Source organism: Paracoccus aerodenitrificans (assembly GCF_027913215.1).
Lineage (GTDB): Bacteria > Pseudomonadota > Alphaproteobacteria > Rhodobacterales > Rhodobacteraceae > Paracoccus > Paracoccus aerodenitrificans.
Map to the genome: position 1 here is coordinate 669442 of NZ_CP115784.1, position 25612 is coordinate 695053.

General features: G+C 60.9%; 28 protein-coding genes and 5 pseudogenes. 14 read left to right on the plus strand and 19 right to left on the minus strand.

The genetic code is table 11. The annotated features are described in order from the left end of the window. Positions 1 to 185: 185 nt before the first annotated feature. The 7 genes and pseudogenes from PAE61_RS04615 to PAE61_RS17575 form a co-directional block, all read left to right on the plus strand. Entirely contained in the window at positions 186 to 611 is a 426-nt protein-coding gene (locus PAE61_RS04615; RefSeq protein WP_271114213.1) for an Hsp20/alpha crystallin family protein, read from the plus strand. A gap of 14 nt (positions 612 to 625) precedes the next feature. Further along, positions 626 to 979 (plus strand): Hsp20/alpha crystallin family protein, encoded by a 354-nt coding sequence (locus PAE61_RS04620; RefSeq protein ID WP_271114214.1) that lies wholly within the window; start codon positions 626 to 628, stop codon positions 977 to 979. A gap of 57 nt (positions 980 to 1036) precedes the next feature. After that, positions 1037 to 1528 (plus strand): Hsp20/alpha crystallin family protein, encoded by a 492-nt coding sequence (locus PAE61_RS04625; RefSeq protein WP_271114215.1) that lies wholly within the window; start codon positions 1037 to 1039, stop codon positions 1526 to 1528. 72 nt (positions 1529 to 1600) lie between these two features. Beyond that, positions 1601 to 2551 (plus strand): YfdX family protein, encoded by a 951-nt coding sequence (locus PAE61_RS04630; RefSeq protein ID WP_271114216.1) that lies wholly within the window; start codon positions 1601 to 1603, stop codon positions 2549 to 2551. A 77-nt stretch (positions 2552 to 2628) separates the two neighbouring features. Continuing rightward, on the plus strand, positions 2629 to 3549 hold the full coding sequence (locus PAE61_RS04635; RefSeq protein ID WP_271114217.1) for a YfdX family protein: 921 nt from the start codon (positions 2629 to 2631) through the stop codon (positions 3547 to 3549). A 254-nt stretch (positions 3550 to 3803) separates the two neighbouring features. Further along, entirely contained in the window at positions 3804 to 4235 is a 432-nt protein-coding gene (gene tnpA / locus PAE61_RS04640) for an IS66-like element accessory protein TnpA (protein WP_271114218.1), read from the plus strand. Further along, positions 4235 to 4306, plus strand: a pseudogene (locus PAE61_RS17575) (hypothetical protein); the annotation flags it as partial. The gene tnpA (PAE61_RS04640) and the pseudogene PAE61_RS17575, both read left to right, overlap by 1 nt. A 23-nt stretch (positions 4307 to 4329) precedes the next feature. Here PAE61_RS17575 and PAE61_RS04645 read toward each other — a convergent pair. The 3 genes and pseudogenes from PAE61_RS04645 to PAE61_RS04655 form a co-directional block, all read right to left on the minus strand. Further along, positions 4330 to 4914: pseudogene (locus PAE61_RS04645) on the minus strand (IS5 family transposase); the annotation flags it as partial. Positions 4915 to 5231: 317 nt separating this feature from the next. After that, positions 5232 to 6260, minus strand: a pseudogene (locus PAE61_RS04650) (IS110 family RNA-guided transposase). 325 nt (positions 6261 to 6585) lie between these two features. Next, positions 6586 to 7623 carry an IS110 family RNA-guided transposase gene (locus PAE61_RS04655; RefSeq protein WP_036743765.1) on the minus strand — a complete coding sequence of 346 codons (1038 nt, stop codon included), beginning with the start codon at positions 7621 to 7623 and terminating at the stop codon, positions 6586 to 6588. A gap of 256 nt (positions 7624 to 7879) precedes the next feature. On the opposite strand from PAE61_RS04655, the gene tnpA (PAE61_RS04660) reads away from it, so the two are divergent. The 3 genes and pseudogenes from tnpA (PAE61_RS04660) to tnpC form a co-directional block, all read left to right on the plus strand. Then, positions 7880 to 8341: an IS66-like element accessory protein TnpA gene (tnpA, locus tag PAE61_RS04660; protein ID WP_271114219.1), complete on the plus strand. Its 462-nt coding sequence runs from the start codon at positions 7880 to 7882 to the stop codon at positions 8339 to 8341. Continuing rightward, positions 8338 to 8691 carry an IS66 family insertion sequence element accessory protein TnpB gene (tnpB, locus tag PAE61_RS04665; RefSeq protein WP_271114220.1) on the plus strand — a complete coding sequence of 118 codons (354 nt, stop codon included), beginning with the start codon at positions 8338 to 8340 and terminating at the stop codon, positions 8689 to 8691. The genes tnpA (PAE61_RS04660) and tnpB overlap by 4 nt, the downstream gene beginning before the upstream one ends. A gap of 64 nt (positions 8692 to 8755) precedes the next feature. Then, a pseudogene (gene tnpC / locus PAE61_RS04670) lies at positions 8756 to 10195 on the plus strand (IS66 family transposase); the annotation flags it as partial. A 9-nt stretch (positions 10196 to 10204) separates the two neighbouring features. On the opposite strand, the gene PAE61_RS04675 reads toward tnpC, so the two are convergent. From PAE61_RS04675 to PAE61_RS04695, 5 genes are all read right to left on the minus strand, one after another. Next, the gene (locus tag PAE61_RS04675; protein ID WP_271114221.1) at positions 10205 to 11257 is read right to left on the minus strand and encodes a MerR family transcriptional regulator; all 1053 of its coding nucleotides are present in this window, start codon (positions 11255 to 11257) and stop codon (positions 10205 to 10207) included. A gap of 167 nt (positions 11258 to 11424) precedes the next feature. Further along, on the minus strand, positions 11425 to 11742 hold the full coding sequence (locus PAE61_RS04680; protein ID WP_271114222.1) for a recombinase family protein: 318 nt from the start codon (positions 11740 to 11742) through the stop codon (positions 11425 to 11427). After that, positions 11681 to 12049, minus strand: coding sequence for a recombinase family protein (locus PAE61_RS04685; protein ID WP_353620380.1), 369 nt, complete (start codon positions 12047 to 12049; stop codon positions 11681 to 11683). Before PAE61_RS04685 ends, PAE61_RS04680 begins: the two co-directional genes overlap by 62 nt. Further along, the gene (locus PAE61_RS04690; protein WP_271114224.1) at positions 11947 to 12285 is read right to left on the minus strand and encodes a recombinase family protein; all 339 of its coding nucleotides are present in this window, start codon (positions 12283 to 12285) and stop codon (positions 11947 to 11949) included. Before PAE61_RS04690 ends, PAE61_RS04685 begins: the two co-directional genes overlap by 103 nt. Further along, positions 12278 to 12436 (minus strand): hypothetical protein, encoded by a 159-nt coding sequence (locus tag PAE61_RS04695; RefSeq protein WP_271114204.1) that lies wholly within the window; start codon positions 12434 to 12436, stop codon positions 12278 to 12280. Before PAE61_RS04695 ends, PAE61_RS04690 begins: the two co-directional genes overlap by 8 nt. 67 nt (positions 12437 to 12503) lie before the next feature. Here PAE61_RS04695 and PAE61_RS04700 point away from each other — a divergent pair, with 67 nt between their 5' ends. Together PAE61_RS04700 and PAE61_RS04705 are read left to right on the plus strand one after the other, a co-directional pair. Next, complete coding sequence (locus tag PAE61_RS04700) at positions 12504 to 12755, plus strand: hypothetical protein (RefSeq protein ID WP_271114225.1); 252 nt, start codon at positions 12504 to 12506, stop codon at positions 12753 to 12755. Next, positions 12740 to 12964, plus strand: a pseudogene (locus PAE61_RS04705) (transposase domain-containing protein); the annotation flags it as partial. The gene PAE61_RS04700 and the pseudogene PAE61_RS04705, both read left to right, overlap by 16 nt. Here PAE61_RS04705 and PAE61_RS17580 read toward each other — a convergent pair. From PAE61_RS17580 to PAE61_RS04740, 8 genes are all read right to left on the minus strand, one after another. After that, positions 12937 to 13353: an endonuclease/exonuclease/phosphatase family protein gene (locus PAE61_RS17580; protein WP_353620381.1), complete on the minus strand. Its 417-nt coding sequence runs from the start codon at positions 13351 to 13353 to the stop codon at positions 12937 to 12939. The pseudogene PAE61_RS04705 and the gene PAE61_RS17580 sit on opposite strands and share 28 nt — an antisense overlap. Then, positions 13350 to 13565 (minus strand): endonuclease/exonuclease/phosphatase family protein, encoded by a 216-nt coding sequence (locus PAE61_RS04710; protein ID WP_051930858.1) that lies wholly within the window; start codon positions 13563 to 13565, stop codon positions 13350 to 13352. Before PAE61_RS04710 ends, PAE61_RS17580 begins: the two co-directional genes overlap by 4 nt. A gap of 5 nt (positions 13566 to 13570) precedes the next feature. Further along, positions 13571 to 14989 carry a cardiolipin synthase gene (cls, locus tag PAE61_RS04715; RefSeq protein ID WP_271114226.1) on the minus strand — a complete coding sequence of 473 codons (1419 nt, stop codon included), beginning with the start codon at positions 14987 to 14989 and terminating at the stop codon, positions 13571 to 13573. A gap of 478 nt (positions 14990 to 15467) precedes the next feature. Next, positions 15468 to 16664, minus strand: coding sequence for an IS91 family transposase (locus PAE61_RS04720; protein ID WP_114961154.1), 1197 nt, complete (start codon positions 16662 to 16664; stop codon positions 15468 to 15470). A gap of 12 nt (positions 16665 to 16676) precedes the next feature. Beyond that, positions 16677 to 17555 (minus strand): tyrosine-type recombinase/integrase, encoded by an 879-nt coding sequence (locus PAE61_RS04725; RefSeq protein ID WP_271114227.1) that lies wholly within the window; start codon positions 17553 to 17555, stop codon positions 16677 to 16679. Positions 17556 to 17731: 176 nt separating this feature from the next. After that, entirely contained in the window at positions 17732 to 18484 is a 753-nt protein-coding gene (map, locus tag PAE61_RS04730) for a type I methionyl aminopeptidase (protein ID WP_271114228.1), read from the minus strand. 286 nt (positions 18485 to 18770) lie between these two features. Continuing rightward, complete coding sequence (locus PAE61_RS04735; RefSeq protein WP_271114229.1) at positions 18771 to 19625, minus strand: NmrA family NAD(P)-binding protein; 855 nt, start codon at positions 19623 to 19625, stop codon at positions 18771 to 18773. A 72-nt stretch (positions 19626 to 19697) separates the two neighbouring features. Beyond that, positions 19698 to 20381, minus strand: coding sequence for a helix-turn-helix transcriptional regulator (locus PAE61_RS04740; protein WP_271114230.1), 684 nt, complete (start codon positions 20379 to 20381; stop codon positions 19698 to 19700). Between the two features lie 200 nt (positions 20382 to 20581). Here PAE61_RS04740 and PAE61_RS04745 point away from each other — a divergent pair, with 200 nt between their 5' ends. Together PAE61_RS04745 and PAE61_RS04750 are read left to right on the plus strand one after the other, a co-directional pair. After that, a complete protein-coding gene (locus tag PAE61_RS04745; RefSeq protein WP_271112117.1) occupies positions 20582 to 20935 on the plus strand; it encodes an ArsR/SmtB family transcription factor in 354 nt (117 codons plus the stop codon). After that, a complete protein-coding gene (locus PAE61_RS04750; RefSeq protein ID WP_271112118.1) occupies positions 20922 to 21386 on the plus strand; it encodes an SRPBCC family protein in 465 nt (154 codons plus the stop codon). The genes PAE61_RS04745 and PAE61_RS04750 overlap by 14 nt, the downstream gene beginning before the upstream one ends. Positions 21387 to 21885: 499 nt before the next feature. Here PAE61_RS04750 and PAE61_RS04755 read toward each other — a convergent pair whose 3' ends face one another. The 3 genes from PAE61_RS04755 to PAE61_RS04765 form a co-directional block, all read right to left on the minus strand. Next, positions 21886 to 23079: an IS91 family transposase gene (locus tag PAE61_RS04755; protein WP_043870818.1), complete on the minus strand. Its 1194-nt coding sequence runs from the start codon at positions 23077 to 23079 to the stop codon at positions 21886 to 21888. Between the two features lie 12 nt (positions 23080 to 23091). Next, entirely contained in the window at positions 23092 to 23979 is an 888-nt protein-coding gene (locus tag PAE61_RS04760; RefSeq protein WP_043870817.1) for a tyrosine-type recombinase/integrase, read from the minus strand. 140 nt (positions 23980 to 24119) lie between these two features. After that, complete coding sequence (locus PAE61_RS04765; protein WP_271114231.1) at positions 24120 to 25598, minus strand: DUF6880 family protein; 1479 nt, start codon at positions 25596 to 25598, stop codon at positions 24120 to 24122. Between the last annotated feature and the right edge of the window lie 14 nt (positions 25599 to 25612).

The window sequence follows — 25612 nt, forward strand, 5'->3', positions numbered from 1 at the left end:
TAGGCCGTCGCGAAGCTCCATCAGACGCCAATAGAGATTGAAATGCTAGCATAAATTATGCCTGCGTGGTATCCTTGTGAGCGTAGAATTGTAAAGGTTTCGGGATCGATATCTCTTGCCGTGGGGATCGAACCGCGAAAGCAGTGTTTTCCTGCACGACGTCGTTGAGCCACAGGAGGCCAGCAATGCTCTATCCGACATATCTGCGCCGCAGCGATCCCTTTGCGCTGATGCGCTTCATGATGCGCGATCTCGACCGCAGTTTCTGGCCGCCGTCCCGCGCGGCGTTCCCGGCGGTGAATGACTGGCAAGGCCCTGAGGCCGTTGCCATCGCCGCTGAACTTCCCGGCATCGAACCGGGCGACATTGAAATTTCGTTCAAGGACAACGTCCTGACGCTGTCGGGCGAAGGCAAGCTGCCCGAGGTTCCCGAAGGTGCGCGCTGGCACCGCAACGAACGCGGTTATGGCAAGTTTTCTCGCGCGATCCGTCTGCCATTCGCGGCCGCGGATGACAAGGTCGAGGCGAAAATGGCGAACGGCGTACTGCGGATCGTCATCTCCCGGCCCGAGGCAGAAAAACCAAAGAAAATCGAGATCAGGGCAGCCTGAGAGGAGCTGGAACGATGAGCACCGATATCACGCCAGCCACCGAAAAGACGCTGACCGACGCGCCCGAGACCGCCGGCGGCCGCATCTACCGCCCGCTGACTGATATCGTCAAGACCCATCAGGGTGTCTCCATGATGCTCGAAATGCCTGGGGTCGCCGCCGATGCCGTCGAAATCACACTCGAAAACCGCGTGCTGACGAGCCGCGGCAAGGTTGAGCCGATGCGGCCAGAAAACCTGGAACTTGCCTATGCCCAATATGGCGAGGGTGATTTCGAGAGGGCCTTCACGCTTTCCGAGGATTTCGACCCCGACAGGATCGAGGCCGAGATGCGCGGAGGCGTCCTCACTGCTCCCCCGAGCCCCTGAAGCGCAGCCAAAAAGGATCCCCGTCAAAGGCGCCTGAAAACCGAAGGAGACCATATCATGCAGATCAAAGAACTCATTCCCTGGGCGCGCAAGGACGGCGCGCCAGACGCCAAGAGCAGCGAAGACAACCCGATCGCGACACTCCAGTGCGAAATGAACCATGTGTTCGAGAACTTCTGGAACCGGGTCGGTCATTTCGAATGGCCCTTTGGCAGCGGCGAAGCGAAATCCGACGTGGTCGAGACCGACAAGGCGATCGAAGTATCGATCGAGCTGCCGGGCATGGAGATGAAAGACATCGAGGTGACGGTCAACGATGACATGTTGACTGTGAAGGGGGAGAAGAAGATCGAGCGCCAGGAGGAGAAAAAGGGGTATTACCTGTCCGAGCGCAGCTACGGCGCGATCTACCGGACAGTCCCGCTCCCCCCCGGTGTGGATGGCGAAAAGGCGCAGGCATCCTTCAAGAACGGGGTTCTGACGATCAAGCTGCCGCAAACGCCCGAAGCCCAAGCCAAGGTCAGGAAAATCGCGGTCAAGGAGGGCTGAGCCGGGCATTGATCGTGCCAACTCTGCGGCGAAACCGCCGTAGAACCAATCACAGCCGAAAGGAACAGACTGATGAAACTCAGGAGTCTTTGCGCGGGAACAGCTTTGGCCCTGCTGATTGTCAGCGCCGGCCCTTCCTGGTCTCAGGATACGTCTCAGGCGGAAGCTGAAGCGCAGGCGGTCAACCGGGAGCAAGTCGAAGAGAGCGTGACCGCCGAAACCGATTCACAATTCGCCGATAAACGCACCGCCCTGATCCAGGAGGCGGTCGACGCGCTCGATGAAACGAACGCTGCGATCGCCGCGATCGAGAAGGGCGATACAGATGCGGCGATTGCTGCGCTCGCGTTGGCCACGGGGAAGCTCGAGACCGTCGTCGCGCGTGAACCGGATCTCGCTTTGGCGCCCGTATCGATCAATCATTTCACCTATGACGTTCTGGGCAGCGTCGAAGCCGTCCGAGGACTCGGCAAACAGATCGAGGACTTGGTCGACGATGGGAAGTTCCAGGAAGCGAGACCGCTGCTGAGCGAGTTCGCGTCCGAGGTTGTCATCCGGACAACCAGCCTTCCGCTTGCGACCTATCCCGACGCGATCCTCGCAGCGACGGCACTGCTTGATGACGGAAAGACAGACGAAGCGATGACGGTACTCAACGCCGCACTGAGCACCCAGGTGGTGACCGACACAGTGATCGCCCTGCCTCCGCTCAGAGCCGTGGCGATGATCGAGAAGGCCAAAGCTCTGCTCAATGACGACGGTGAGGCGGCGAACGACAAAGCCGCTACTGAAGATGCCGATCTGACGGCCGCCGACTATGTTGAGGCGGCACGCCAGGAACTCGAAATCGCCGAAGCGCTCGGCTACGGCCGCGAAAGCGATTTCGAGGATCTGCATGAGGCGCTGGATGAGTTGGACCGTCAGATTGAGGCGCAGGAGGATACCGGAGGGATCTTTGACCGTATCGACGATGGGTTTGGACGCCTGAAAGAGCGGTTGTTCAATCGAAACAGTGACACCTGACTTTGCTCATGTCTCAGGTTTGAACGCGGAGGGCTGTTGTGGCCCTCCGCACATCAAAACAGCGAAGGATACCGATCATGACCTCTGAACAAGAAACTATTCAAGAGACCGAAACGGCCGGTGATGCCACGAAGTCTTCCACGGAATTGGCAGAGAAGGCTGGGGCGACCAGCGGCAACGATGCACCGCGCGAACACGTCGACGGCAGTGTTTCGGAACATGTCTCCGCTGAGCTCTCCGATCGCAGGGATCAATTGATCAAGGAAGCGGTCGATGCTCTGGCAGAAACAAAGGTAGCGATCGAGGCCTTGCGTGGAGGGAATAAACAGGACGCCATCGACGCGTTGGCCCGGGTGACTGGAAAGCTTGAGACGGTTGTCGCGCGAGAGCCGGACCTCGCAATGGCCCCTGTCGCCGCTGACTATCGCATCGTCGACTTGATTGCTACGCCGGAAACGGTACGAGATATCGGCATCTTGATCGAGCACCATGTTCGCCGCGGAGACTTTCAGATCGCGCGATCGCTGATGCGTGATTTTGCCAGTGAGATCGTGATCGAGCTCAGGGCATTGCCGTTGAAGACCTACCCTGACGCGATCCTCGAAGCCACGCGTCTGATTGATGAAGGCAAGACAGAGGCGGCAACCACGATCCTCAACACAGCCCTGTCGACAGTCGCAGTTGTTGAAACCGTCGTCCCTCTTCCAACCGTGCGGGCCAAAGCGATGATATCCAAGGCCAAGGCGCTACAGGCAGGTGAGGCTTCCGATGCTGACGGAAAACCGTCTCTGGATGACTATATCGAAGGAGCCAGGGTTGAATTGGAGATCGCAGAAGCACTGGGCTACGGGCGTAAAAAAGACTTTAAAGACCTACATAATGCGATAGCGGATTTGAAGAAATCGCTAAAGGACCGCAAGGAAGCGGCCGGGATCTTCTCAAAGATAGCTGATCACTTCGAAGACTTGAAAGCCCGATTGTTCGACGCGTCGCGATAGAGTTCCCACCACGCGGATCAGTGCGTTTCAAATGGATAGGCCAGAACGCTGCATGACACGTTCTGGCCTTTTTTGATGAATGATCTGTAGTGGTTCGGATCTGACCGGCTCTGTTGCGCAAATCGGGTGATAGCCGAGGTTCCCCTTTCCCCGGACGGACTTATCCCTTTGTAAGCGGCGCCTGTGCCCCACCTTCCTTGTTTTCACACGGTCTGAGATTTCGCGCCTGACGGAGATTGTGCGGGAGTTTCGCGATGGCGACTACGTTGGAGTTTCTCAGGGACTATGGGGTAGACATCCGACCGAACGGGCAGCGGCGCTGGCCGGATGAGATCAAGGCGCGGATCGTGGCCGAGAGCTTGAAGCCGGGGGCGACGGTTAACGCGGTCGCGGCGCGATATGGGCTTCGGGCGAACCATCTGTCGGAATGGCGCGGTCGGGCGCGGGATGGCCGCTTGGTTTTGCCTGCAGACGAGGATGACGGCCTTTGTTTTGCGCCGATCGTGCTGCCTGACCGGGGCCTTTCCGCCCCTGTTCCGGTTCTTTCAGGTCCGTCGGGCAAGTCCGAAGCGCCAGATACTGGAGCCATCGAGATTGCTGTAGGCCAGATGACCATCCGGCTGGATAGCGCCACGCCTGCCGCACGCATTGCCGAGATCATGCTGGCGATCGGATTGCGGTCATGATGTTTCCCTCCAATCGTGTGCGGGTTCTGGTCTCGACACAGCCCGTCGACTTCAGGAAGGGCCATGATGGTTTGGCGGCACTGGTGTCATCGGTGCTGCGCAAGGATCCGTTTAGAATGGGCGCATCACCGATGTGGCTCCCGGTGACTTCGACGGCCCGGATCTCCAACGTTTCTTCATCGATCCCAAGGTGGAGCTTGCGCCAGACGCGCCGTTTCGGGCCGCCATGCTTGCGTGCGTGCCACTCGCCTTCACCTTCGACCTTGATCCCGGTGCTGTGGATCAGCAGGTGCAACGGCGCCTTGGAGCCGCGGTAGGGGATGTTCACGGCCAAGGTCTTCTGGCGGCGAGATAGCGTGCTGAAGTCGGGCACCGTCCAGTTCAGGCCGACCAGCCGTAGCAGGCTCTCGACGAACCCGCCTCGCCATGGTCACTCGGACCAGTGGCGTTCCCATGGCTCGATCTGCCGGAGCGCCATGCCGAACAGCACTTTCATCGAGAGGCACGTCTGGATAGCGGCATCGCTGTAGGTCTGCTGGCGGCCACGCCTGCCTGTCGGCGCGGCATCCCAGCTCATCTCGGGGTCAAACCAGATCGTCAGCGAGCCCCGGCGCTTGAGTGCTTCATTGTAGGCTGGCCAGTTCCTGGTCTTGTAGGTCGGGGGTAGGGGTCTGCTCATGCATCCCAGCTACCACCCTGGATTCGCGAGATGAATCCCTCACGCGATTTGTGCAACATGTGTAACCGCCCCAAGCGCAAGAGGGATTTTGAAGCTGATCTTGGCGCGTTGTCGGGTGCTGACATGTGTCCGGCCTCATGATGCGGCGCGATCCATGCCGCAGGGCCCGTATGGTGTTCGAAGGTCGGGTCCAGATCAAAGCCGCGTGCTCATAGGCACTCTGTTGCACACTGGTTTTCCCGATCCCGTCTCACAACTGTTGCGCCAAACTGCTCCTTGCCCTCTTCCGCTCCGACGTCCTCGCGATCTGCGGCGGCTTACGCCGCTGCGACCGGAGACTGGTAGATGCCACCCCGAGCCATCAAGGCCCAGACGATCCGCGCCATCTTGTTCGCCAAAGCCACCCGCACCAGCATCGGTGGCTTGCGCAACAGCAGGCTGCCCAGCCATGTTCCGGGCTGCGCTTCCTTGTGAACGTTACGTTTGATCACCACGCTGTTGGCGCCAATGATCAGCAGGCGTCGCAGGGATCGCTCGCCCATTCTGGTCGTTGCTCCGAGACGTTGCTTGCCGCCGGTCGAATGCTGCCGAGGCACAAGACCAAGCCAGGCGGCAAAGTCGCGTGCCTTGCGGAACGTCTCGGGTGGCGGCGCCAGAACAGCGATGGCCGTGGCAATCAGCGGCCCGATGCCCGGCACCGTCATCAGTCGCCGGGCGACGTCATTCTCCTTGGCGCGCCGGGCGATCTCGGCATCGAGCTTCCTGATCTCTGCCTCCAGATGCGTGAGTGCCGCGATCAAAGCCTTCAGCGTGGGGACGGCATCAGCAGGGAGAGCGCCATCCGGATCCTCCACGATCGCGATCAGCCGCGCAGCGTTGACCGCTCCCTGTGGCACGATCTGACCGAACTCGGTCAGATGGCCGCGCAATGCGTTGATCGCCTGCGTGCGCTGCCGGATCAGCAACTCCCGGACCCGGAAGACCATTGCCGCGCCCTGCGTCTCTTCGCTCTTGACCGGAACAAAGCGCATGGTGGGTCGCATAGCCGCCTCGCAGATGGCCTCGGCGTCCGCCATGTCATTCTTCTGGCGCTACACAAACGGCTTCACATAGGCCGGCGGGATCAGCCGCACCTCATGCCCCAGCTTGCCAATTTCCCGGCCCCAGAAGTGAGCGCCGCCACAGGCTTCCATCGCCTCGACGCAAGAGGGCAGCTGGCTGAAAAACTCCAGCACCTGCCCTCGCCGTATCTTCTTGCGCAGAACGGCTCGTCCTGCGCCGTCACTTCCATGCACCTGGAATACATTCTTCGCCAGATCGAGCCCGACCGTGATAATCTCCGACATGACCGCTCCCCTTTGTGGATCGTTGCAGACCCACCTTGGCACATCAGATGCCGTCGGGGGGCGGTCACATCATGTGTGGGTAGCCCCGGTTTTAGCGGGCTGTCGCCTCGGCTGGCATGATACGATCGAATGCGTCCATGTGTCAGGCCTTTTCGCGAGGCGTGCTGCCTCTTGGCCGGTATGGGATCCGCGGGCTGTGGTCAAAACATCAAAACGAGCTCGGAGCTCTCCATGTGACCCTGATTTCCCCAACCCCGATCTGGTCGATCGGTTTCATACAAGCTTCAGCTTCTCCCGCATTTTCGAGGCGGTGCTGCTGACTTCATCAGTTTGCCATCAGCGGTCCCCCTCGAAACTCTTCATCCTTCGTTATCATGGCCCACAACATGCGAGCCATCTTGTTCGCCAACGCGATGGCCGCAAGCATCCGGGGCTTGCGGGCCAGCATACGCCCCAGCCAGGAGTTTTCCGCAGGCGGCTTGATCTTGGCACCGGAGATCACTGCCATGGCACCGATGATCAACAATCTTCGGATATCCCGCTGCCCGGATTTGCTCGTGCGACCGAGCCGTTGCTTGCCACCGCTGGAATGTTGTCGTGGAACGAGGCCAAGCCAGGCCGAAAAATCACGCCCCTGACGGAACGTCTCCATAGGCGGGGCGAAAGCGGCCAATGCCATCGCCGTAACCGGGCCAACCCCGGGCATCTTCTGCAGCCGGGCAGAGAAAGGCGACCGCTTGCTCGCCGCCGCGATCTGTGCGTCAAGTTCGGCGATCCGTCGGGACAGGTCATCAATCTGGTCGAAGCAGAGCTGTGCCATATGATGAACGGCCGGAGGGAGGTCTTTCGTCCCATCGTGGCCCGGTTCCAGAGCGGCCCGCAGTTTGTCGATGTTCTCGCGCCCCTTGCCGGCGATGAGCCCGAACTCGGCGAGATGTCCGCGCAAGGCGTTGATTGTCTGCGTCCGTTGCCCGACCAGAAGATTACGCAGCCGAAAGATCATGCCGAGACCCTGCTGCTCCGGTGTCTTCACCTCGACGAAACGCATGGTCGGTCGACTGGCCGCCTCCGCGATGGCCTCGGCATCCGCCATGTCGTTCTTCTGGTTCTTCAAATACGGCTTGACGAACTTCGGGGCGATCAGGCGCACCTCGTGCCCGATCGGCGCCAACGTCCGCGCCCAATAATGAGCTGTCGCGCAGGCTTCCATGGCAACGAGACATCCGGGGTGCCTCTGCATGAACGCAAGAAACTGTTTGCGCGACAGCTTCTTGCGAAACACGACTTCGCCTTCCGCTGTCGCTCCGTGCAGTTGAAAGACCTGCTTCGCCAGGTCAACGCCGATGATCGAGACTTCCTTCATAGCCAATTCCTCCTGATCCTGTCCGGATCAATCTGGCACAAGTGCCGTCAGGAGGGGCTACCCAACCCATCATCAGAGCCATGGTCTCCGCCAACTTCAATCCGCCGCCTGATCACGCGTCACCAACTTTCGCGCATATCTCCGGAGAATATCGAACGCGTCTTTCGTAAGCGGCGGCCACGCCCCATTGAATTGATGTGTTTCTGACGCCTGACGCGCCTGCGATAGGGTCTGCTTGAGCAGATGGAGGTTGCGCATGGCGGATGGTGGTGATGGGTTCATGGGCCGGTGCGAGGTTGTCGAACCGCGGCGACGAGGCAAGCGGCGGTGGCCAGCTGAGTTGAAGGCACGGATTGTTGCCGAGAGCCTTCTGCCGGGTGTCCGGGTTGTCGATGTGGCAGCGCGCTATGACATCCTGCCCCATCACCTGTCAGATTGGCGCCGCCATGCCCGGCAAGGTCGGCTGGCACTCCCTGGTGACCTGATGGACGGGCTGACCACATCTTCAGGCTCGGCGGTGGCAGAACCTGCCTTCGTGCCGCTGTCGATTTTGCCTGAAGCTTCGGATCAGCCGGTGCCCTCAAGAGGCGTTGATGCACAGGGTGGTTCCGGGGTGATGGTGATTGAGGTCGGACGCGATCTGTTGCTGCGGATTCCCGGCGATGTTGCAGTGGAACGCGCGGCCGCACTGGTGCAGGCGTTGCGAGGGGCGTCGTGATTGTCGCTGGCGGGCGGCTGCCGATCCTGATCGCGACACGCCCAGTGGACTTTCGCTGCGGGCATAATGCTCTGGCACTGATGGTGCAGACCGAATTGAAGCTGGATCCGTATTCGGGTGTGACGGTGGTGTTCCGCTCGAAGCGCGGGGACAGGCTGAAGATCCTGGTCTGGGATGGCACCGGCATGGTGCTGATTTACAAGGTATTGGAACATGGCAGCTTCGCCTGGCCGAAGGTTCAGGATGGGGTGATGCGGGTGTCTCGGGCGCAGGCGGAAGCCCTGTTCGAAGGCTTGGATTGGCGCCGGACAGTTGCGCGCCGGGTGCAGGCCCCGACTGCGGCAGGATGACTCACCGGGTGAGTTTTGGTGTTGTTTTGTTGGGCTTTCTGTCCCCGATCGGGTAGAAATGCGTATGTCGCAGACCTTCGATCTCAGTCAATTCCCGGACCTGCCGCCCGAGGTGGTGAAGGCCTTTGCAGCGGTTCAGTTCGAGCTTTCGGTCGAACGTGCGGCGCGCCAGCATGAAGAGGCGGTGGTGGCCGAGAAGGAGGCCTTCATCACCGAGCTCAAGGAGCTGATCGAGAAGCTGGAAGGCCAGGTTCAGGATTACCGGCGCGCGAAGTTCGGACCGAAATCGGAAAAGCTGGACCCCGGGCAGCTGGAACTGGCGCTGGAAGACCTGGAAACCGCGATTGCCGAGACGCAGGCGCAAATCGCCGCTGTCGAAGAAAAGATCGCGGCCAGCGAACGTGATCCCGAGAAGCGCAAGCCGCGCGCCCCTCGCAAGGCGCGGGCGCTGCCCGAAAGCCTGCCGCGTATCGAGCGCGTGGTCGAACCCGACAGCATTGCCTGCCCCTGCGGCTGCGGCGACATGGTCCGGATCGGCGAAGACCGTAGCGAACGGCTGGATTACATCCCCGCGCGCTATCAGGTCATCGTTACGGTGCGCCCGAGATACGCCTGTCCCAAGGGGCGCACCGGCGTGGTGCAGGCGAAGGCCCCTGCGCATCTGCTGGAAGGCAGTTGGCCGACCGAAGCGCTTCTGGCGCAGATTGCCGTCTCCAAGCATTCGGAACACATGCCGTTGAACCGGCAAGCCGTGGTCATGGCCCGGCACGGGGTGCCGATCGATCGGTCGGTTCTGGCCGACTGGATGGGCCGGACTGGGGCGCTGATCGCCCCCATAGTCGATCACATGGCCAAGCAGTTGATGACCGACAGCACGCACCTCTATGTCGATGAAACCACCGCCCCGGTGCTGGATCCAGGTAAGGGCAGGACAAAGACAGGTTATCTCTGGGCAGTGCTGCGCGATGATCGTGGCTGGAACGGCCCCGCGCCGCCCGGCGTGGTGTTCCATTACCGGCCCGGGCGAAAGGGCGAATACGCCGCTGAAATCCTCAACGGCTTCAATGGCACGATCCAGGTCGATGCCTATGGCGCCTATACCCATCTGGCCACGCCGAAACGCACGGGCGGCGATCCGCTGCGGCTGGCATTCTGTTGGGCGCACGGTCGGCGCAAGCTGATCAAGGCCATACCGAAGAAGGGATCACCCATCGTCGATGAGGCGCTCTTGCGGATCGCCGCCCTCTACAAGATCGAGGAGGCCATCCGTGGCTCAGACCCGGATCGTCGCATAGCCGTGCGTCAGGAACTGTCCCGCCCGCTGGTCGATGAGTTCTTCGCCTGGCTGGCGGCCCAGGCCGCACGGGTCTCGCACAAATCCGACCTCGGCGAGGCCATGGCCTACATGCTGAAACGTCAGGATGGCTTCCGGCTGTTTCTCGACGACGGCCGCGTCGACATCGACTCCAACCTCGTCGAAAACGCCATCCGCAGCCCCGCCGTTGGTTGGTCATTATGCACCCCCTTCGTAAGTGGTTGGAAACATTGATAGCTGGTCGTCGAGCTTAGCGCGACACGGGCGTCCTTTTCGTGAAAGGGCGGCTTTGACGGTATCCGAATGCAGGTCAGTTGTCTGTATTTGGTACGGTGCGCCATCGACCACCTGATTTGCGGGCAGAATACCGTCCTTTATCAGCTTGCGGATGACGTGATTGGTCACACCGAGCTCTTTCGCCGCCTCGGTCATGGTGCACCACGGGCCATCCTTGTCGGCAGACAGGTATCCGTGAATATCATTTACACGCCGGATGGATGAAACGCGTTTCGCATTCCAGGTCTTGCCCTGACCAGTCGATATTCCCATTCGGTTAAGACAGGCAGCGATCGCCTCATCGGACCAGCGTCCCGCCATCTCGCGGATGATCCCCAAAGCCTCTTCACTGGTGCGGGCATTGTGTTCACCGGTCTTCGGTTTCTTGACACGCAATTCCGTATGCCGGCCGCCTTTCCAGTGGACGACCAAAACGATTTCTCCTGTATGGTCGTCGATATCCGCCACGATGTCTTCGATCAGTGTCCTGATCAATCTTTGCTTGTCGCGCATGGATGTCGCCGGAGCTGTCCAGGCTGTCTCAAGGTCCTGCGCCAGCCCTTCAAGGCGCGTGACATCCACCTCCGGTGCTGCTGCAAAATCCGTATCGAGACGCTGTTCGAAACTGCGAACGCGTCCCAAGGCTTCTTCCCACCGTTTCTCCAGTTCTGATGCGATAAGGCGATTATCAGGGTCACAAGCGGCATAGCGTCGTTCCGCCAGGGACGCATCGTATCTGGCTTGCTGCAACTCCATCTCGAGCACCAACCGCTTGTCTTCGGCCGCTTGGTTCAACATTGCACGTGCTTCGATGGCGGCATCGATGGCAAATGGCGCGACAACCTCGAGAACAGCGTCTGCAATAAGCTTGTCTGGGCGGAACCCACCGAAGGTGATGCAGCGTTTCTGTCCGAGAAGAAGGTTTGGATTGTCACAGCGGTAGACGGGGCGCGGCGTGCGGCCTGTATAGACCACATGCAACCGCCGCCCGCATCTCGCACAGCAGAGGAGACCGGCAAGGAGCGCACCGCCGCCGCGACCGGATTTGCTCCCGCCAGCACGTCCGAAAGCGTTCTTGGCCAGTTGCGCCTGATTGCGTTCATATTCCTCCCAATCGATATAGCCGACATGGTGATCCCTGATCACAACATCCCAATCTTCAGGGGACTTGCGGTTCTTGTAGGTGACATGCGCGCGGCCGTCTCGGATTTTTGCTTGCCGCCCGGTCTTACCATAGGCGTAGACCCGGCATAAAACATGTTCTTCAAGACGCTGATCACGTTGCGATACCGAATGGGCTGCCATTCGAAACTTGTCAGTCGAATGCCATCGGAGGGTCGAGGAAAGTGAATGCCCTCGCTCGACATCGCCAGAAGAACCTGCCGGGCGCTTCCAAGCTCACGGAACCGATGGAAAAGCTGCCGGATGACCTCCTGGATGCGGAGATCGGGATCGAACATCACCCCGGCGTCGCGATCCCACAGGTAGCCGATCGGGGGGTATAACGCAGTTCACCCGGCGCGCTTTCGCCCTTGCGGCTTCAACCATGCGCGTGCGCAGGACGCCGAGCTCGAACTCGCTGATGCTGCCCTTCATGCCAAGAAGCAGCCGGTCATTTGGATGGCGAGGGTCGTAGACGCCGTCATGGTCCACGACACGCGCATCTACCAGGCCGCAAAGCTCCAGCATATGGTGCAGTCGCGCCATTGCGGGCCAGACGCGACACTTCCAGGCAGAAGACCGCGCCGATCGACCCCGAACAAACATGGCGACGAGCCGTTCGAAGCGGGGCGGGCCTGACAGCCACTGGCTTGATCACCAAGATCGTCGTCGATGACATCGATCCCGGCAAATCCATACCCGCGGGCCATCTCGACAAGATCATATTGCCGACGCTGGCTTTCGAGGTTCGTCATGACCTGGCTCTGCGTCGACTGGCGTACATAAATCACCGCCTGACGCTTCAGCAGTTCCGGTGGAAACGCGAGGGCCATGTCATTCATCGCTGTGCCTTTCCGGATCCGATTTTGCTGCGGTCAGGAGCACTTGCGCCAGCGCCGTCACGATCGACCGGTATTCCGGTTCCGTCAGCAGTGGCGCCGGTGCCAACGGCAGTGGCAACTGGGTTGGTGTCGGGGATCTGTGATGCGTCATTCGGGGCCTCCATGGGTGAGTCGTCACCCTGGAACCTTCGCCGGAAACCGAGGTGCCGGAGAACCGAATGAAGATCGTAAAGCGCCTCCGTGGACACCACGGGTTCACCAAGATCGAAACCCTGACATACAGAAGCATCCAGAATCCAGGCGGGTGCAAGGATCGCTATACCTGGATCGCGCTCGAGACCGACATGTTGGCCATCACCGCGACTGAGCGTGCGGAAAACCTTCACGTCCGAGCCAAAATAGGCATGCCATTGATAATGAACCCGATAAACTTGGCCGACATGGGCAGAATGAACGGGAACTGGCCATGAACCGTCGCAACGCGCTATTCGCCGGCCACGATGAGGGCGGAAAAAACTGGGCCCGCTTCGCCAGCCTGATCGGCTCGTGCAAGATGAATGGTGTCGAACCCTATGCCTACCTGCGCGATCTGTTCACGAAACTGGCCAATGGCCATCTCGACAAGGACATCGATGCCCTGATGCCGTGGGCTTACGCCCAGCAGGGCTGGGATGCATAGGGACCTCGTCTCGTAGTCCCTGACGAGCTACCGACCGTCATCCGCTTCATCCCACCGCGACACCGCGCAAGGGCAAAATCAATGGGGCGTGACCGCCGCTTACCGTCTTTCCAGGGTTCGAACCCGTTGGTTTCGGACCATTCGTTGAAGTCCCCCGCGATCAGGGCCGTCTCATACTGTCCGTTTGCCAGAACCTCTCGAATACGCTCCATCTGTTGCAACCGATGGCTTCGCATGAGTCCCAGATGCGTTCCGACGACGACCAGACCTGCGCATCGCGCCAACACGGCTCCGCGTGGTTCGAGCCCGGGAAGGTCAAGCCTGTCCATCGCCTCTACATCAAAACCATCACACGCGAGAATCGCGTTTCCGTGCCAGCCGAGGCTCACGTCGCTGCCCGCTGATCGACGATGCGGTAATCCGTTTCTCCCCGGATCATCTCCGGCGGCAAGGCGGCAGATCGCCTGCCCAGACGGCGATCGGCCTCCTGCAAGACAACGATGTCGGCATCGACCTCGCGCAGGATGGCGAGAATACGCTCCGGGTCGCGCCTGCGATCCAGTCCGACCGCCTTTCGTATGTTGTAGCTGACAATCCTCATTACTCTCAAAGAAGCGGTGCCCAAAGCCGCGCAAGAGGCGAACTGATCCGGATGTGAAGCGGCTGATCGACAAGCGCGCTGATCAGTTCATCGCTCTGTACAAAATCGTCAGACAGCATGCGCTCCACGTCGGACGCAAAGGCCCCGTCTGCGACGAAGACCATGCTCTCGAAATTGAGCCGGAAGGAACGGTTGTCGAGGTTCGCGGTCCCGACCGCTGCCAGATCGTCATCCACGAGAATGACCTTCTGGTGCAAAAAGCCGTCGCAATAGCGGAAGAACCGCACGCCTGTTGCACGCAATTCGTCGAAATAGGCGTGCGAAGCGAGCCACGGCAGATAATGGTCGATCGTGGAGGGGAGCAGAATCCGCACATCCCGACCTGAAAGGGCCGCAGAGACGAGCGCGGACATGATGTCGGTGTCCGGTACGAAATAGGGCGAGGCGATCCAGATCCTGTCCCGGGCAGCCGTGATCGCGGTGAAGAACATCAGGCTACCGCTGTCGATCGGGTCTCCGGGCCCCGTTGGCACTAGGGCTGCAAGCGTCGCGTTTTCCGGGTCCGTCGCGTCACCCGCCTCCCATGGCAAATCGTCCGTCAGCGACTCGCCGCTGGCCCAATGCCAGTCCTCCGCGAAAACGGCTTGTATCTGCCCCGCGACCGGCCCCCGGATCTCGACATGTGTGTCTCTCCAGCGGCCGAACTGCGGGTCAAGGCCGAGATACTCGTCGCCCACGTTGTGCCCGCCGACAAAGGCCACGTCACCGTCGACGACAACCGTTTTGCGATGATTACGAAAGTTGATCTCCAACCGCGATGTTGGACCTCTGGAGTGATCCGGGTTCAGCACGGCGACACCGGCGTCGCGCAATCTGGCGGCCCAGGCCTCCGGCAGTTTCTGGCTGCCCACCCCGTCATACATCACGCGGACCTTCACGCCGCGCGCGGCGGCAGCAACGAGGTGATCCGCCAAACGCCGTCCAAGCCCGTCGTCTCGTATGATGTAGAACTGCACACATACGCTTTCGCGCGCGCTGTCGACCACTGCGCAGATGGCATCGAAGGTCGCGCCGCCGTCGATCAGCAGCCGGACCTCATTTCCGCCGGTAAAGGGCAGTCCCCCGATGCGTTCGAGCGCGCGCAGCGTTTTCTCCCGTTCAAACGGGAGGGTGCCTCTGCTCGCTTCGGTATCTTGTATGCTGAACAGGTCATGGCTTTCTCGCCATGCCGCGCGATAGTCGCGGACTTTGCGGCGACCGAGCACAAGGAAGGCTGGAACGCCGAACCACGGCGATGAAACGAGAAAGACGACCCAAGCGGCTGCACCCTGTGGTGTGCGCGCCGATGCAATCGCGGCCCAGACGCAATAGGCGACTGCCAAGGCGCCAAAAACAGCCAGTATTGTCGCAAGAACTGTCGTCACCTGGCGAGCGGCTCCCGAGTCAAAGAGTAAAATAGCGCGCTTATCGTAGCAGCGATTTTAGAAACGGAAATGCCATGGTTAGTGCGGCGACTGCCTAGGGTTAATATAGTGTCAAATTCTGCAATGCAGCGAATGGCAGGTTTGTCTAAGATTTTTTGATGCGGGCCAGTGCGTTAGGTTTGTGTTGGGCGGTGTGGCCCGCGTTGACAAATCTGACAAGGTGGAAGCCGCGGGACGCTGGCGCTGTTCTATGGGGAAAGTGCGGGCATCGGTCGCTGATGTCGTTTTGAGTTTGGACAGCTCGTAGATGTTTGGAGGGTTGGTTGCCCGATCTTTGGGCCACTATCGGGCGTCTCTGTTGGTCTTTTGGCTTTGGTTTGGCTCTCATTGCGCCGCATGGATGGCATTGAGACAAAGCGTCCCTTCGACCGACGTGGAGAGCGTCGGACCGGTGAACGCGTATGAGGCGGGCGGTTCATCATGCGGCCTGCTTTCTTGGTGGTGCCCGGGTTCGGGGGATTTGGCCACGCCGGAAGGTCTCGACGATGCGCATCTGTCCACCACAGTCGGGACATGGCTCGCGCAATGTGAGGGGTGGTGGCGTTTCTTCTGACGGCGGGTCCGGCTCCGCCTGTTTCATGTCCCCAAGCAATGCGCGGATCCGGGCGACTTTCTGTTTGCGACCGGCCCCGGCCAGGAAGCCATAGTGGCGAATGCGATGGAACCGGTCTGGTAGGACGTGCATCAGGAAGCGGCGTATGAACTCGTGTGTTGGCAGGCGCATCACCTTCATGCGGTCCCCGTTCCTGATCCTGTAGTCCTTCCATTTGAACGCGACGGTGGCGGCATCGGCGCTGACCAGGCGGTGGTTGGAGATGGCGACGCGGTGGGTATATCGTGACAGGTATGCCAGCACGGCCTCCGGTCCGCCGAAGGGTGGCTTGGCATAAACCACCCAGTCGGTTTTGCGGAACGGCGTGAGCCATTCGGCGAAGGCGCGGGCCTCTGCCAATTTGGTGAGATCACCGAAGAACCTCAGTTGTCCTGCGCGGTGCAAGGCCATCAGCCCTTCGACAAACAACCGCCGGAACAGCCGCGACAGCACGCGCACATGCAAAAAGAACCCAGGCTTGCACGCAACCCACCTTGTGCCGTCCGACGACAGGCCACCACCTGGGACGATCATGTGGATGTGGGGATGATGGGTGAGCGCTGATCCCCACGTATGCAGGACGCTGGTCATGCCGACGCGTGCGCCGAGGCGTTTGGGATCGGCTGCAATGGTCGCCACCGTCTGAGCCGACGCTTTGAACAACAGGCCGTAGACCGCCCGTTTGTTCCAAAGCGCAATGCGTGCGATGTCGGCTGGCAGCGTGAACACCACATGGAAGTATTCCACCGGCAACAGGTCTTCGGCGCGGGCCGCCATCCAGTCACGCGCCGCCGGTGCCTGGCATTTGGGACAATGCCGGTTCTTACAGCTGTTATAGGCGATATGCTGGTGGTTGCACTTCGTGCAGGCTGCCACATGCCCCCCGAGCGCCTCTGTGCGACAGGCCTCTATCGCCGACATGACGCGCAGTTGGCTGAGGTTCAGATGCCCAGCATTGGTCCGCCGATAAGCCGGACCATGAGCGCGAAAGATATCGGCAACCTCGAGCTTCGAGCGCGGCACCGCCCGTGCCGATCACTCCGACCTTCGGTCCTGAAGCTGTGCCAACAGCTCATAGGGGCTGTCGGTGTCGCGGATCAGCTTGGTCGCCACATGGGTATACTGCGCGGTGGTGCTCAGCTTCGCGTGGCCCAGCAAAACCTGAATGACCCTGACATCCGTCCCAGCCTCAAGTAGATGCGTCGCGAAGCTGTGGCGCAAACTATGCAACGTGCTGCGCGGCTTCTTGATCCCCGCCAAATGCTTGGCGGCGCTGAAGGCGCGATGTAATTGCCGGGGCGACAGCGGGTTGATCCTCGGCTTGCCCGGAAACAGCCAACCATCGGGGCGCGCTTCTTTCCAATAGTCCCGCAACAAGCCAAGCAGTCCTGGCGAGAGCATGACTTTGCGGTCTTTCCCGCCCTTACCCTTCTCGACATGGATCAGCATGCGGTCGCTGTCGATATCGGTGACCTTGAGATTGCAGACCTCCGACGCCCTCAGCCCCGTACCATAGGAGATACTGAGCGCTGCGCGATACTTCAGCCCCGGTCCTGGCGCGACCCTGAGTATCTCGAATACCTCCTCAGCGCTGAAAACGACCGGGAGTTTCCGTGGCTCCGTGCGAAAATGCAGGCAGTCCTTCATCTCAGGGCGCTTGCACGTCGTCTCGAAAAAGAACCGCAGCCCGACAAGTCGCGCGTTGTAGGTCGATGGCGTGACATTCGTGTCGACCATATGAAGTTGGTAGGCGCGCAAGTCTTCGGGCGTCGCAGTATCTGGCGACCGCCCCAGGAACTCGGCAAGATATCGAACCGCCCTGATATGCGCCTTCTGCGAGCCTTCGCTCAGCCCTTTTATCCGCATGTCTTCGATCATCCGCGCACGCAGCGGTGTTGTCTGTTGGTCCACCATGGGAACCTCCTATCCGTTGATTGAGAGACCCCAATCGTCGGATAGACGTGCCCATTTCCAAAATCCCGGTGGTCAGATCATCGCGCCGCACTCACAACAAGCGCCCCTGCCGCGGCAGCGGCTTCGTCCTCGTCCCGCAAAATGACCGATGTGAGCCCTTAGCTGCCGGTCACACGTCAGCCCGGCAACGTGACGATGATTGCGCCGCGACGGGTCGCCACAACGGTATGCTCATATTGTACAACTGGCGCGGCTGGCTCGCTGTAGAGGGTCCAATCGTCATCGGCGCCTGACGTTGCCCACCTTCCGCCGCGCGAAAGGAACGGCTCAACGGTCAGCACGAGGCCGTTGTGCATCCGGCGCTTGTCTCCCTTGGTAGGCCAGGTCGGAACCTCTTCGGGAGCCTCATGCAGAGCTTTGCCAATTCCGTGGCTGGCCAGGTTCCGGATCAGTGTATAGCCGCGCTTGGTGGCGAAGGTGCCGATGGCTTTGCCGATCCCGGCCAGCGGCTTGTCATGCCCGACCTGCGCGATGCCGATCTGCATGGCGCGCTTTCCGTCGCGACAGAGCTGGTCAAGGGACGTTTGAAGCGGGCCGAGGCCAAAGGTCGCCCCGGTGTCAGCAAAGTAGCCATTGAAAGACGCGGACACGTCGATGTTGACCAGATCCCCGGTTGCAAGCCTACGCTCGCCGGGGATGCCATGGGCGATCTCCTCGTTGACGCTGATGCAAGTCGTGCCCGGAAAATCATACGTGGCCTGAGGTGCCGAGACGGCTCCCTCCCGTTCCAGCAACTCGTGGCCGATGCTGTCGAGCTCGCGCGTTGTCATGCCGGGCTCCATGGCCGCTGCCATGGAATGCATGGTGTTGGCGACAATCCGGCCAATCTTCTTTAAGCCTTCCAGTTCATCTTGGTGCGTGATCGTCATCTTGTGTCTCATCAGCGGTGTCGGAGCCTCAGGGCATTAACACCGGGAGGCAGCTTTGTCCCGCTCAGCGGACCTTCGTCCTCGGAAAATGCTGCATCATGGACGAATGGCCGGTCTGGTGAAGCTGCGGCGCGGCATCGGCGTGCTGGATGGAAGGCCGCTTTGGGCCGGGAGCGACGGCCGCCGCTGCCTGCCAGGCGCACGACCCGCTGCGTCACCGCATGACCGCTCCGAGCCCAACTCGCCCATTCGACAGGTGCGGCGAGTGTCCGGTTCTACCAGCCTGCTATCCGAAGATTGCGGCGATATAGCTCCTCAAAGAGGTAGTCCCGAGGATAGGTTCATCCGCTGGCATCGTTTTCCCGTCGATCATGCGACGGGTCATGCAGGCATAAGATGCTGCGGCTTCGTGCGAGAATCCGAACTCGCGGAACGTGTCTTCGAGCGCATCCCGGGGAATTTCCTGAACCTCTACTTCGCGATCCATCTTCTCTGCAAAGGCAGAGGCGACATCGTTGGCGGAATAGCGCTCTGGTCCTTCAACATGTTGGATGCCAACATCTTCGGTTCCCGACATCAACCGCCGCGCGGCGGCTTTTCCGAGGTCGGACGGGGCCACCATCGGGATTGACAGATCGGCCGGAAAGAAGCTCGGAAGGGTGCCGTTCTCCTGCACGGGTTCCGCCATCCCGGCCCAGTTGCTCAAGTAATACCCCGCCCGATTGATCGCGGCTGGTATTGATTGGCTTTTCAGGGCCTGCTCGAACTCGTGCAGGACAGTCAGGTCGCCGCAGCGTTCGCCATCGAAGGCACCGTAGGTCGAGGCGGCAACAACCTTTTCGAGTCCCGAGCCATCGAGCGCCGCGATGATCGCAGCGACATTCTCACGTTCTTCTTTGTCTGTGTCGCTTGACGGGTCCGCTGGCGGGTTAAGAAGAAAGGCACGCTTGCCGGACTGAAAAATGCCCCGTAGCGCCTCCACGTCGCGAACATCCGAAACGGCAATGCTCGCCCCGGCTTTCTTGAGGTCTTCGCCATGGCTTTCGTCGCGAGTGACGATAGTGACTTCCTCTCCTTCATCCAAAAGCGCCCGCGCCGTTGCCGATCCAACCTGCCCGGTTCCACCAAGTATCACATACATCCCAGACTCCTTTCCAAATAACGACCGGGGGTTTAACAGCCGGGTTTGACAGAATGTGTCAGGAGTCTTCGGTCAGAGGTTCGCGTGCGGTTCGAGCATGCGATAGTCGGCGAGCAGGCTGTTGCGGGAACGCGGAATGTTTTCTTCGCGCAAGATCAAGCTGTCGATCCGGTCGATGCGAAAATGGCGGAAGGCATCGCGCAGCTCGCACCAGGCCGCAAGCATTTCCACCTGATCGAAAAAGCCGAGTGCGACAGGCCAGACAACCCTGTTGTTCGGATTTCGACCATCGGTCCGGTATGTGATTTGGAGCTTCCGACGATTCCGCATCGCGCGTCGGATCGTCTTCAATTCCTCGCGCCGCTCAGTTTTGGCTGAACCGACGGTCAGCCCGTTCCCCAGCATCTGTGCTTCAGCTCGGTCTCCCATCCCATCCGCTATTTTAAACAATGCGGAATCAGCCGCTTTCGCGATCTCGCTGTCACCTCGCGCAAGCACGAAGCGCAAACCCAACAGAACGGCATCAGCCTCGTCTCGTGTAAATGCCATCGAGGGCAGAAAAAAGCCGGGGCGCAGGATGAACCCGGTGCCTGCCTCGCCTTCGACCGGCACGCCTAGTTCCAGCAGTGTTTCCATATCCCGATAGATGGTGCGCTCTGAGACGCCAAATTGTTCTGCCAAGGCTTTCGCGGTCACGGCCCCCCGCCGTTCCCGAAGAGATTGAAGAAGTTGAAGAAGTCGGCCTGACCGTTGCATCTGACAAATATAGCTGGACGAAAGAATTCCCGAAAGCTGCCGTTCGCTGGAAGGTCAGCAAAGTCCCGCTGTGCCGTCGCTCAGGCAAGCTGCGGCGATGGTCGGGAGCGAGCCCAGACCAACGTTCCTGCTGCGTCGCGGCGAATATCCGTTTGTAGAAATAGTTTGCTAAACGGCCAACTTTTTGTATAGTTGGCTACATGGAAAACTATCAATCCGCGCTCGATACTGCCTTTCATGCTCTTGCCGACCCGACTCGTCGGGCCATGATCGCACGGCTGATTGAGGGACCTGCGTCGGTCAAGGAGCTTGCGGAGCCTTTCGAAATGGGCCTCCCGTCATTCCTTAAGCATGTGAAGGTTCTGGAAGCCAGTGGGCTAATCAGCTCGGAGAAGACCGGACGGGTTCGAACCTGTCGCCTAGTGCCAACGCACCTCGCTGCTGCGGAAGGCTGGCTTAATGAACAGCGGGCTATCTGGGAGGCTCGAACCGATCGCCTGGCCGCATTCGCCGAAAATCAACATGCATCGGAGACGAACAATGACGTCGAATAACCAACTGTCCGTATCCAGACTGATCAATGCTCCGCGTTCTGCGGTCTGGCGGGCCTGGGCGAACCCAAAGAACTTCGAGCAGTGGTGGATACCCGCCCCTATGGTTTGCCGGGTCGAAAAGATGGACCTTAACCCCGGCGGGGGCTTCGAGACCCTGATGAGCGAAGACGGCGGTGAATTTAAGCCTCATGTGGAGGGGTGTTTTCTAGACATTGTCCCGCAGGAACGGATCGTTTTCACCACGGCGCTGAAGGAAGGATGGGAGCCTGCGGAACCATGGCTGACGTTGACCTCAATCATCACAATGGAGGACGAAGGTAGCGGCACACGATACATCGCCCGTGCCCTCCACAAGAATCCCGAGGACAGCCGAAAACATGAAGAGATGGGGTTCGAGGAAGGCTGGGGAAGCACCATAGACCAGCTAGCGAAGTTGGCCGAAAAACTTTGAAGCAATCAGCAGGCAGATAGAGCGGACATCCGAGTCCGCGGAGCGAGGGGCAGGATGGTCCGCATAGCAGACTGTGACCTGCCGATTTCGTTGCGCCAAGCACGAACGTCTGCTCTCGGGAAGCTGCATGGCAGCATCAATCGGGGGACGACCGACCGCAATGGTGAAGGATTTTCGACGCGGGCCGTGGCGCAACATTTCCTGGCGGTGCTTCGTCGGCCCGCGTTGGAAATCCTCCCAAGGTGGAAGCCGCGGTGGCCAGGTGCTGTCTATGGGGAAAGTGCGCTGAGGTTTCCAGCGCCGGTGCAGCGTGGTGTGCGGTTCGAAGGCTGTAGACCGTTCCCAATGGCGCCCTGATCCGCCCAGATGATGCTGTTCGGTCTCGGATGGCGCATTCCGTCGGCGGCTCGTCGGTGCGGCGCCGCGTAGTGCAAAGCTGAGCCGGGCCGGGCCGACTGCAAGATCCGGAGTGGTGTTCGTGACAGTGACGGGCGTTTCGTCATGCGGCCTGCTCCCGAGGTGGGGCGCGCGACATCGGTTTCTGGCCGCGGCGGAAAATTTCGATGATGCGCATCGGGCCGCCGCAGCAAGGGCACGGCTCGCGCAGGGTGAGCGGCGCTGCCTCGGCGGCGGGCAGAGCATCCCGGACCGGCATGGTCTGGCCAAGCAGGGTTCGGATCCGGTCGATGTTGACCTTCCGGCTCGCGCTGGCCAGCAGGCCGTAGTGCCGGATGCGGTGGAAGCCGTCGGGGAGGACATGCATCAGGAACCGGCGGATGAACTCCGATGTCGAGAGGCGCATGACCTTCTGCCTGTTACCGGACTTGATGCGGTAGTCCTTCCATCGAAACGCCACCGTCTCGGCGTCTGCGCTGATCAGGCGATGGTTCGAGATCGCGACGCGGTGGGTGTAGCGGCTCAGGTAGGCCAGCACCGCCTCGGGGCCGCCGAAGGGCGGTTTGGCGTAGACGATCCATTCGGATCTGCGGAACGGTTTGAGCCAAGCGGCAAAGGCATCTGCTTGCGCCAATCCTTCGAGACCGCCGTAGAAAGCCAGCTCTCCGGCCCGATGCAGGGCCAGCAGGCCGTCGAGGAAAAGCCGCCGGAACAGGCGGGACAGCACGCGAACATGCAGGAAGAACCCCCGCTTGCAGGCGACCCATCGGGTGCCATCCAGCGACAGGCCTCCGCCCGGCACGATCATGTGGATGTGGGGGTGATGCGTCAGGGCCGATCCCCATGTGTGCAGCACGCTGGTCATGCCGATCCGGGCGCCGAGGCGCTTGGGATCGGCGGCGATGGTCATGACCGTTTCCGCGGACGCGCGGAACAGCAGGCCGTAGACGGCCTTCTTGTTCCAGAAGGCGATCTGCGCGATCTCGGCTGGCAGGGTGAAGACGACGTGGAAATACTCCACAGGCAGAAGGTCCTCGGCGCGGGCTTCCATCCAGTCGCGTGCCGCCGGTCCCTGGCACTTCGGGCAGTGGCGGTTCTTGCAGGAGTTGTAGGCGATGTGGTGGTGGCCACACTTGGCACAGCCCGCGACATGCCCGCCGAGCGCTTCGGTCCGGCAGGCTTCAATCGCCGACATCACCTTCAGCTGGGTCAGGCTGACATGCCCCGCATTGGCCTGCCGCCACGCGGGACCATGAGCGCGAAAGATGTCAGCGATCTCCAGCGTTGGCCGGGGCACCCCGGCGCCCCGTCACTCCAGACTTCGCTTCACCGTCTGATCCTGCAGCTTGGCCAGCATCTCGTAGGGGCTGACCGTGTCACGGATCGTCTTGGTCGCGACATGGGTGTATTGCGCCGTCGTGGTGAGCTTGGCATGGCCGAGGAGGACCTGGATCACCCGCACATCCGTGTTGGCCTCGAGCAGGTGCGTCGCAAAGCTGTGCCTGAGCGTGTGCAGTGTCGCCGGCTTGCTGATCCCGGCCATGTGCTTGGCCGAGGTGAAAGCCCGGTTCAGCTGCCGAGGCGAGATCGGATTGATCTTCGGCTTGCCCGGGAACAGCCAGCCCTCGGGACGCGCTTCGCGCCACCAGTCACGAAGCAGGTTCAGCAGGCCCGGAGAGAGCATGACCTTGCGGTCCTTCCGTCCTTTACCTTGCTCGACATGGATCAGCATGCGGTCGCTGTCGATGTCGCCGATCTTGAGATTGCAGACCTCGGCGGCGCGCAGCCCCGCACCATAGGAGATGCTGAGCGCGGCCCGATACTTCAGGCCCGGCCCGGGTGCCGCCATCAGGATGTCCGAAACCTCCTCGACGCTGAACACCACAGGCAACTTCCGCGGCTGGGTGCGGAACTGCATGTAGCGCTTCATGTCCTCGCGCCCGCAGGTCATGCCGAAGAAGAACCGCAGCGCCACGATCCTCACGTTGAACGTGCTGGCCGTGACCCCGGTGTCGGTCATGTGCAGCTGGTAGGCGCGCAACTCCTCCGGGGTGGCGGTATCAGGTGAATGCCCAAGGAATTGGGCGAAATCCTTGATTGCCCTGATGTGGGACTTCTGTGCCTTCTCGCCCATCCCCCGGATGCGCATGTCTTCGATCATCCGCGCCCGTAGCGGCGAAATCCTCTCCTCGGTCATGGGAACCTCCTGTCTGTCGATTGAGAGGCCTCAATCGTCAGGCAGGTGCCCGCATTCCCAAATGCACAGGGTGGCGATCAGCCCCGAGCGCCCGTCACGGGCGCCATTGCCGCGCGAGCGGCTTCGTCCCAGGGCCGATCTTACCGTTCCTCCCTGACCCACACGGGGCGTCGCGCGGCACTTGAGGTTGACAGATTCGGCTTGTCGCTATCAACCAGCCCCCAGAACCCTGCCTTGCGGGGGTGGGCTTTCTTCAGCCCGGCTAGATAGGTGGCGTGGTCGGTCATGCCGTTAGGGCGGGCGGGGTCCGCGTCGACGGCCAACAGGGTCAGTTTCGCCAGATACTTCGCGCCATGCGAATAGGCCTTGGAGCGCGCGCGGGTCAGGATGTCGTCCAGCAGTGCCCGATAGAGGATCATCGCCGCGAGCGGGTGGTCGTGCTCCATGGTTCCGGCGATTTTCGGCAGGATGTGCCAGTCGCGGCCATCCCAATGGTGACGATGCGCCACAATCACTTGCGCCGCCCGATCGAGCCGCGGCCAGTCGAGAAAGAACTGCAGCGCCGTCTCCGGGCTGGCGTGGTTCAGCGCGATTGCATGGGCCTTTTCCTCGGCCTCCATATCTTCGAAATCCGGCAGGTTTTTCAGGTATTCGCGTAAGGTTTCGGCAGAGAGACGCGCCTCAAAACATCGCCAGCGCAGGGCCTGCGCGGCACGCCTGTCGTCCATCGCCTCAAGGATGCGGGCCTCGAGCCTGACCTGGTCGGGCGACAACCCGTCATCCGGCTCGCCATAGGCGCGCTGACCCGGCTTGCGGAGCCAGTCCAGCGCGTCGGCGGTCCGCCCGGCCTCCAGTAGCTTGGTTGCAATCCCCAGCGTGTCCTGCATATGCGCATGCTTTTTCGCCTCCAGCGCGATCAGCAGGTCGAGATCGCCGCGCGCGGTGGCGATGCTCTGGCGCATTTCTGACCACTGCGAGGTCATGGAATAATGCCAGCCATCCGATTTGCGCTTCTCCTCTGCAGCCTTGCGCTCAGTGATGGCGGCTTTCAGATCGGCATCCCAGCGGGTCAGCGTGTCCTTCGGCAGATGCGGTACCACCGCGCGGGTCAAATCGGCCAGATAGCCATGGCTGCTTTCGCCAAGCGCGGCCATGATCTTGTCGGGCAGCAAATCGGCATCGGCGCTGGACAGTTTTTCCACCAGATCGCACGCATCGGAAATCGCTTGATAATAGACATCCTGAATGCTGCCCGAGGAATCATCCATGCGCTCGAACACTTTTTCATGCGTGGCGACGAAGCGCAGCAGGCGATCCATCGCCAGCGTCGGTGAGGCCGTGCCAAGTTCCGTGGTGATCGTGCCGGTCAGGCTGCGCAGATCGTCCCGGAACGCGCGGGCCTTGTCCCAATCGATGTAGCTTTTGGCACGCTCCAGCCCCGACAGCCGCCGGTCGATCAGCTTGGCGATGGCCTCGGGGCCGGTCTGGCCCGCCAGTGCCGCCTTGACCTGACGGCGGAAGCCTGCATTGCGCTCGGCTTCTTCCAGCACCAATTGCGCGAGCTTGTCCGCGCCGAGGCCTTTCAGCTTGTCGGTCGAGAGGGCGGATTTGCGGGCCATTGGCGGTAGATCGG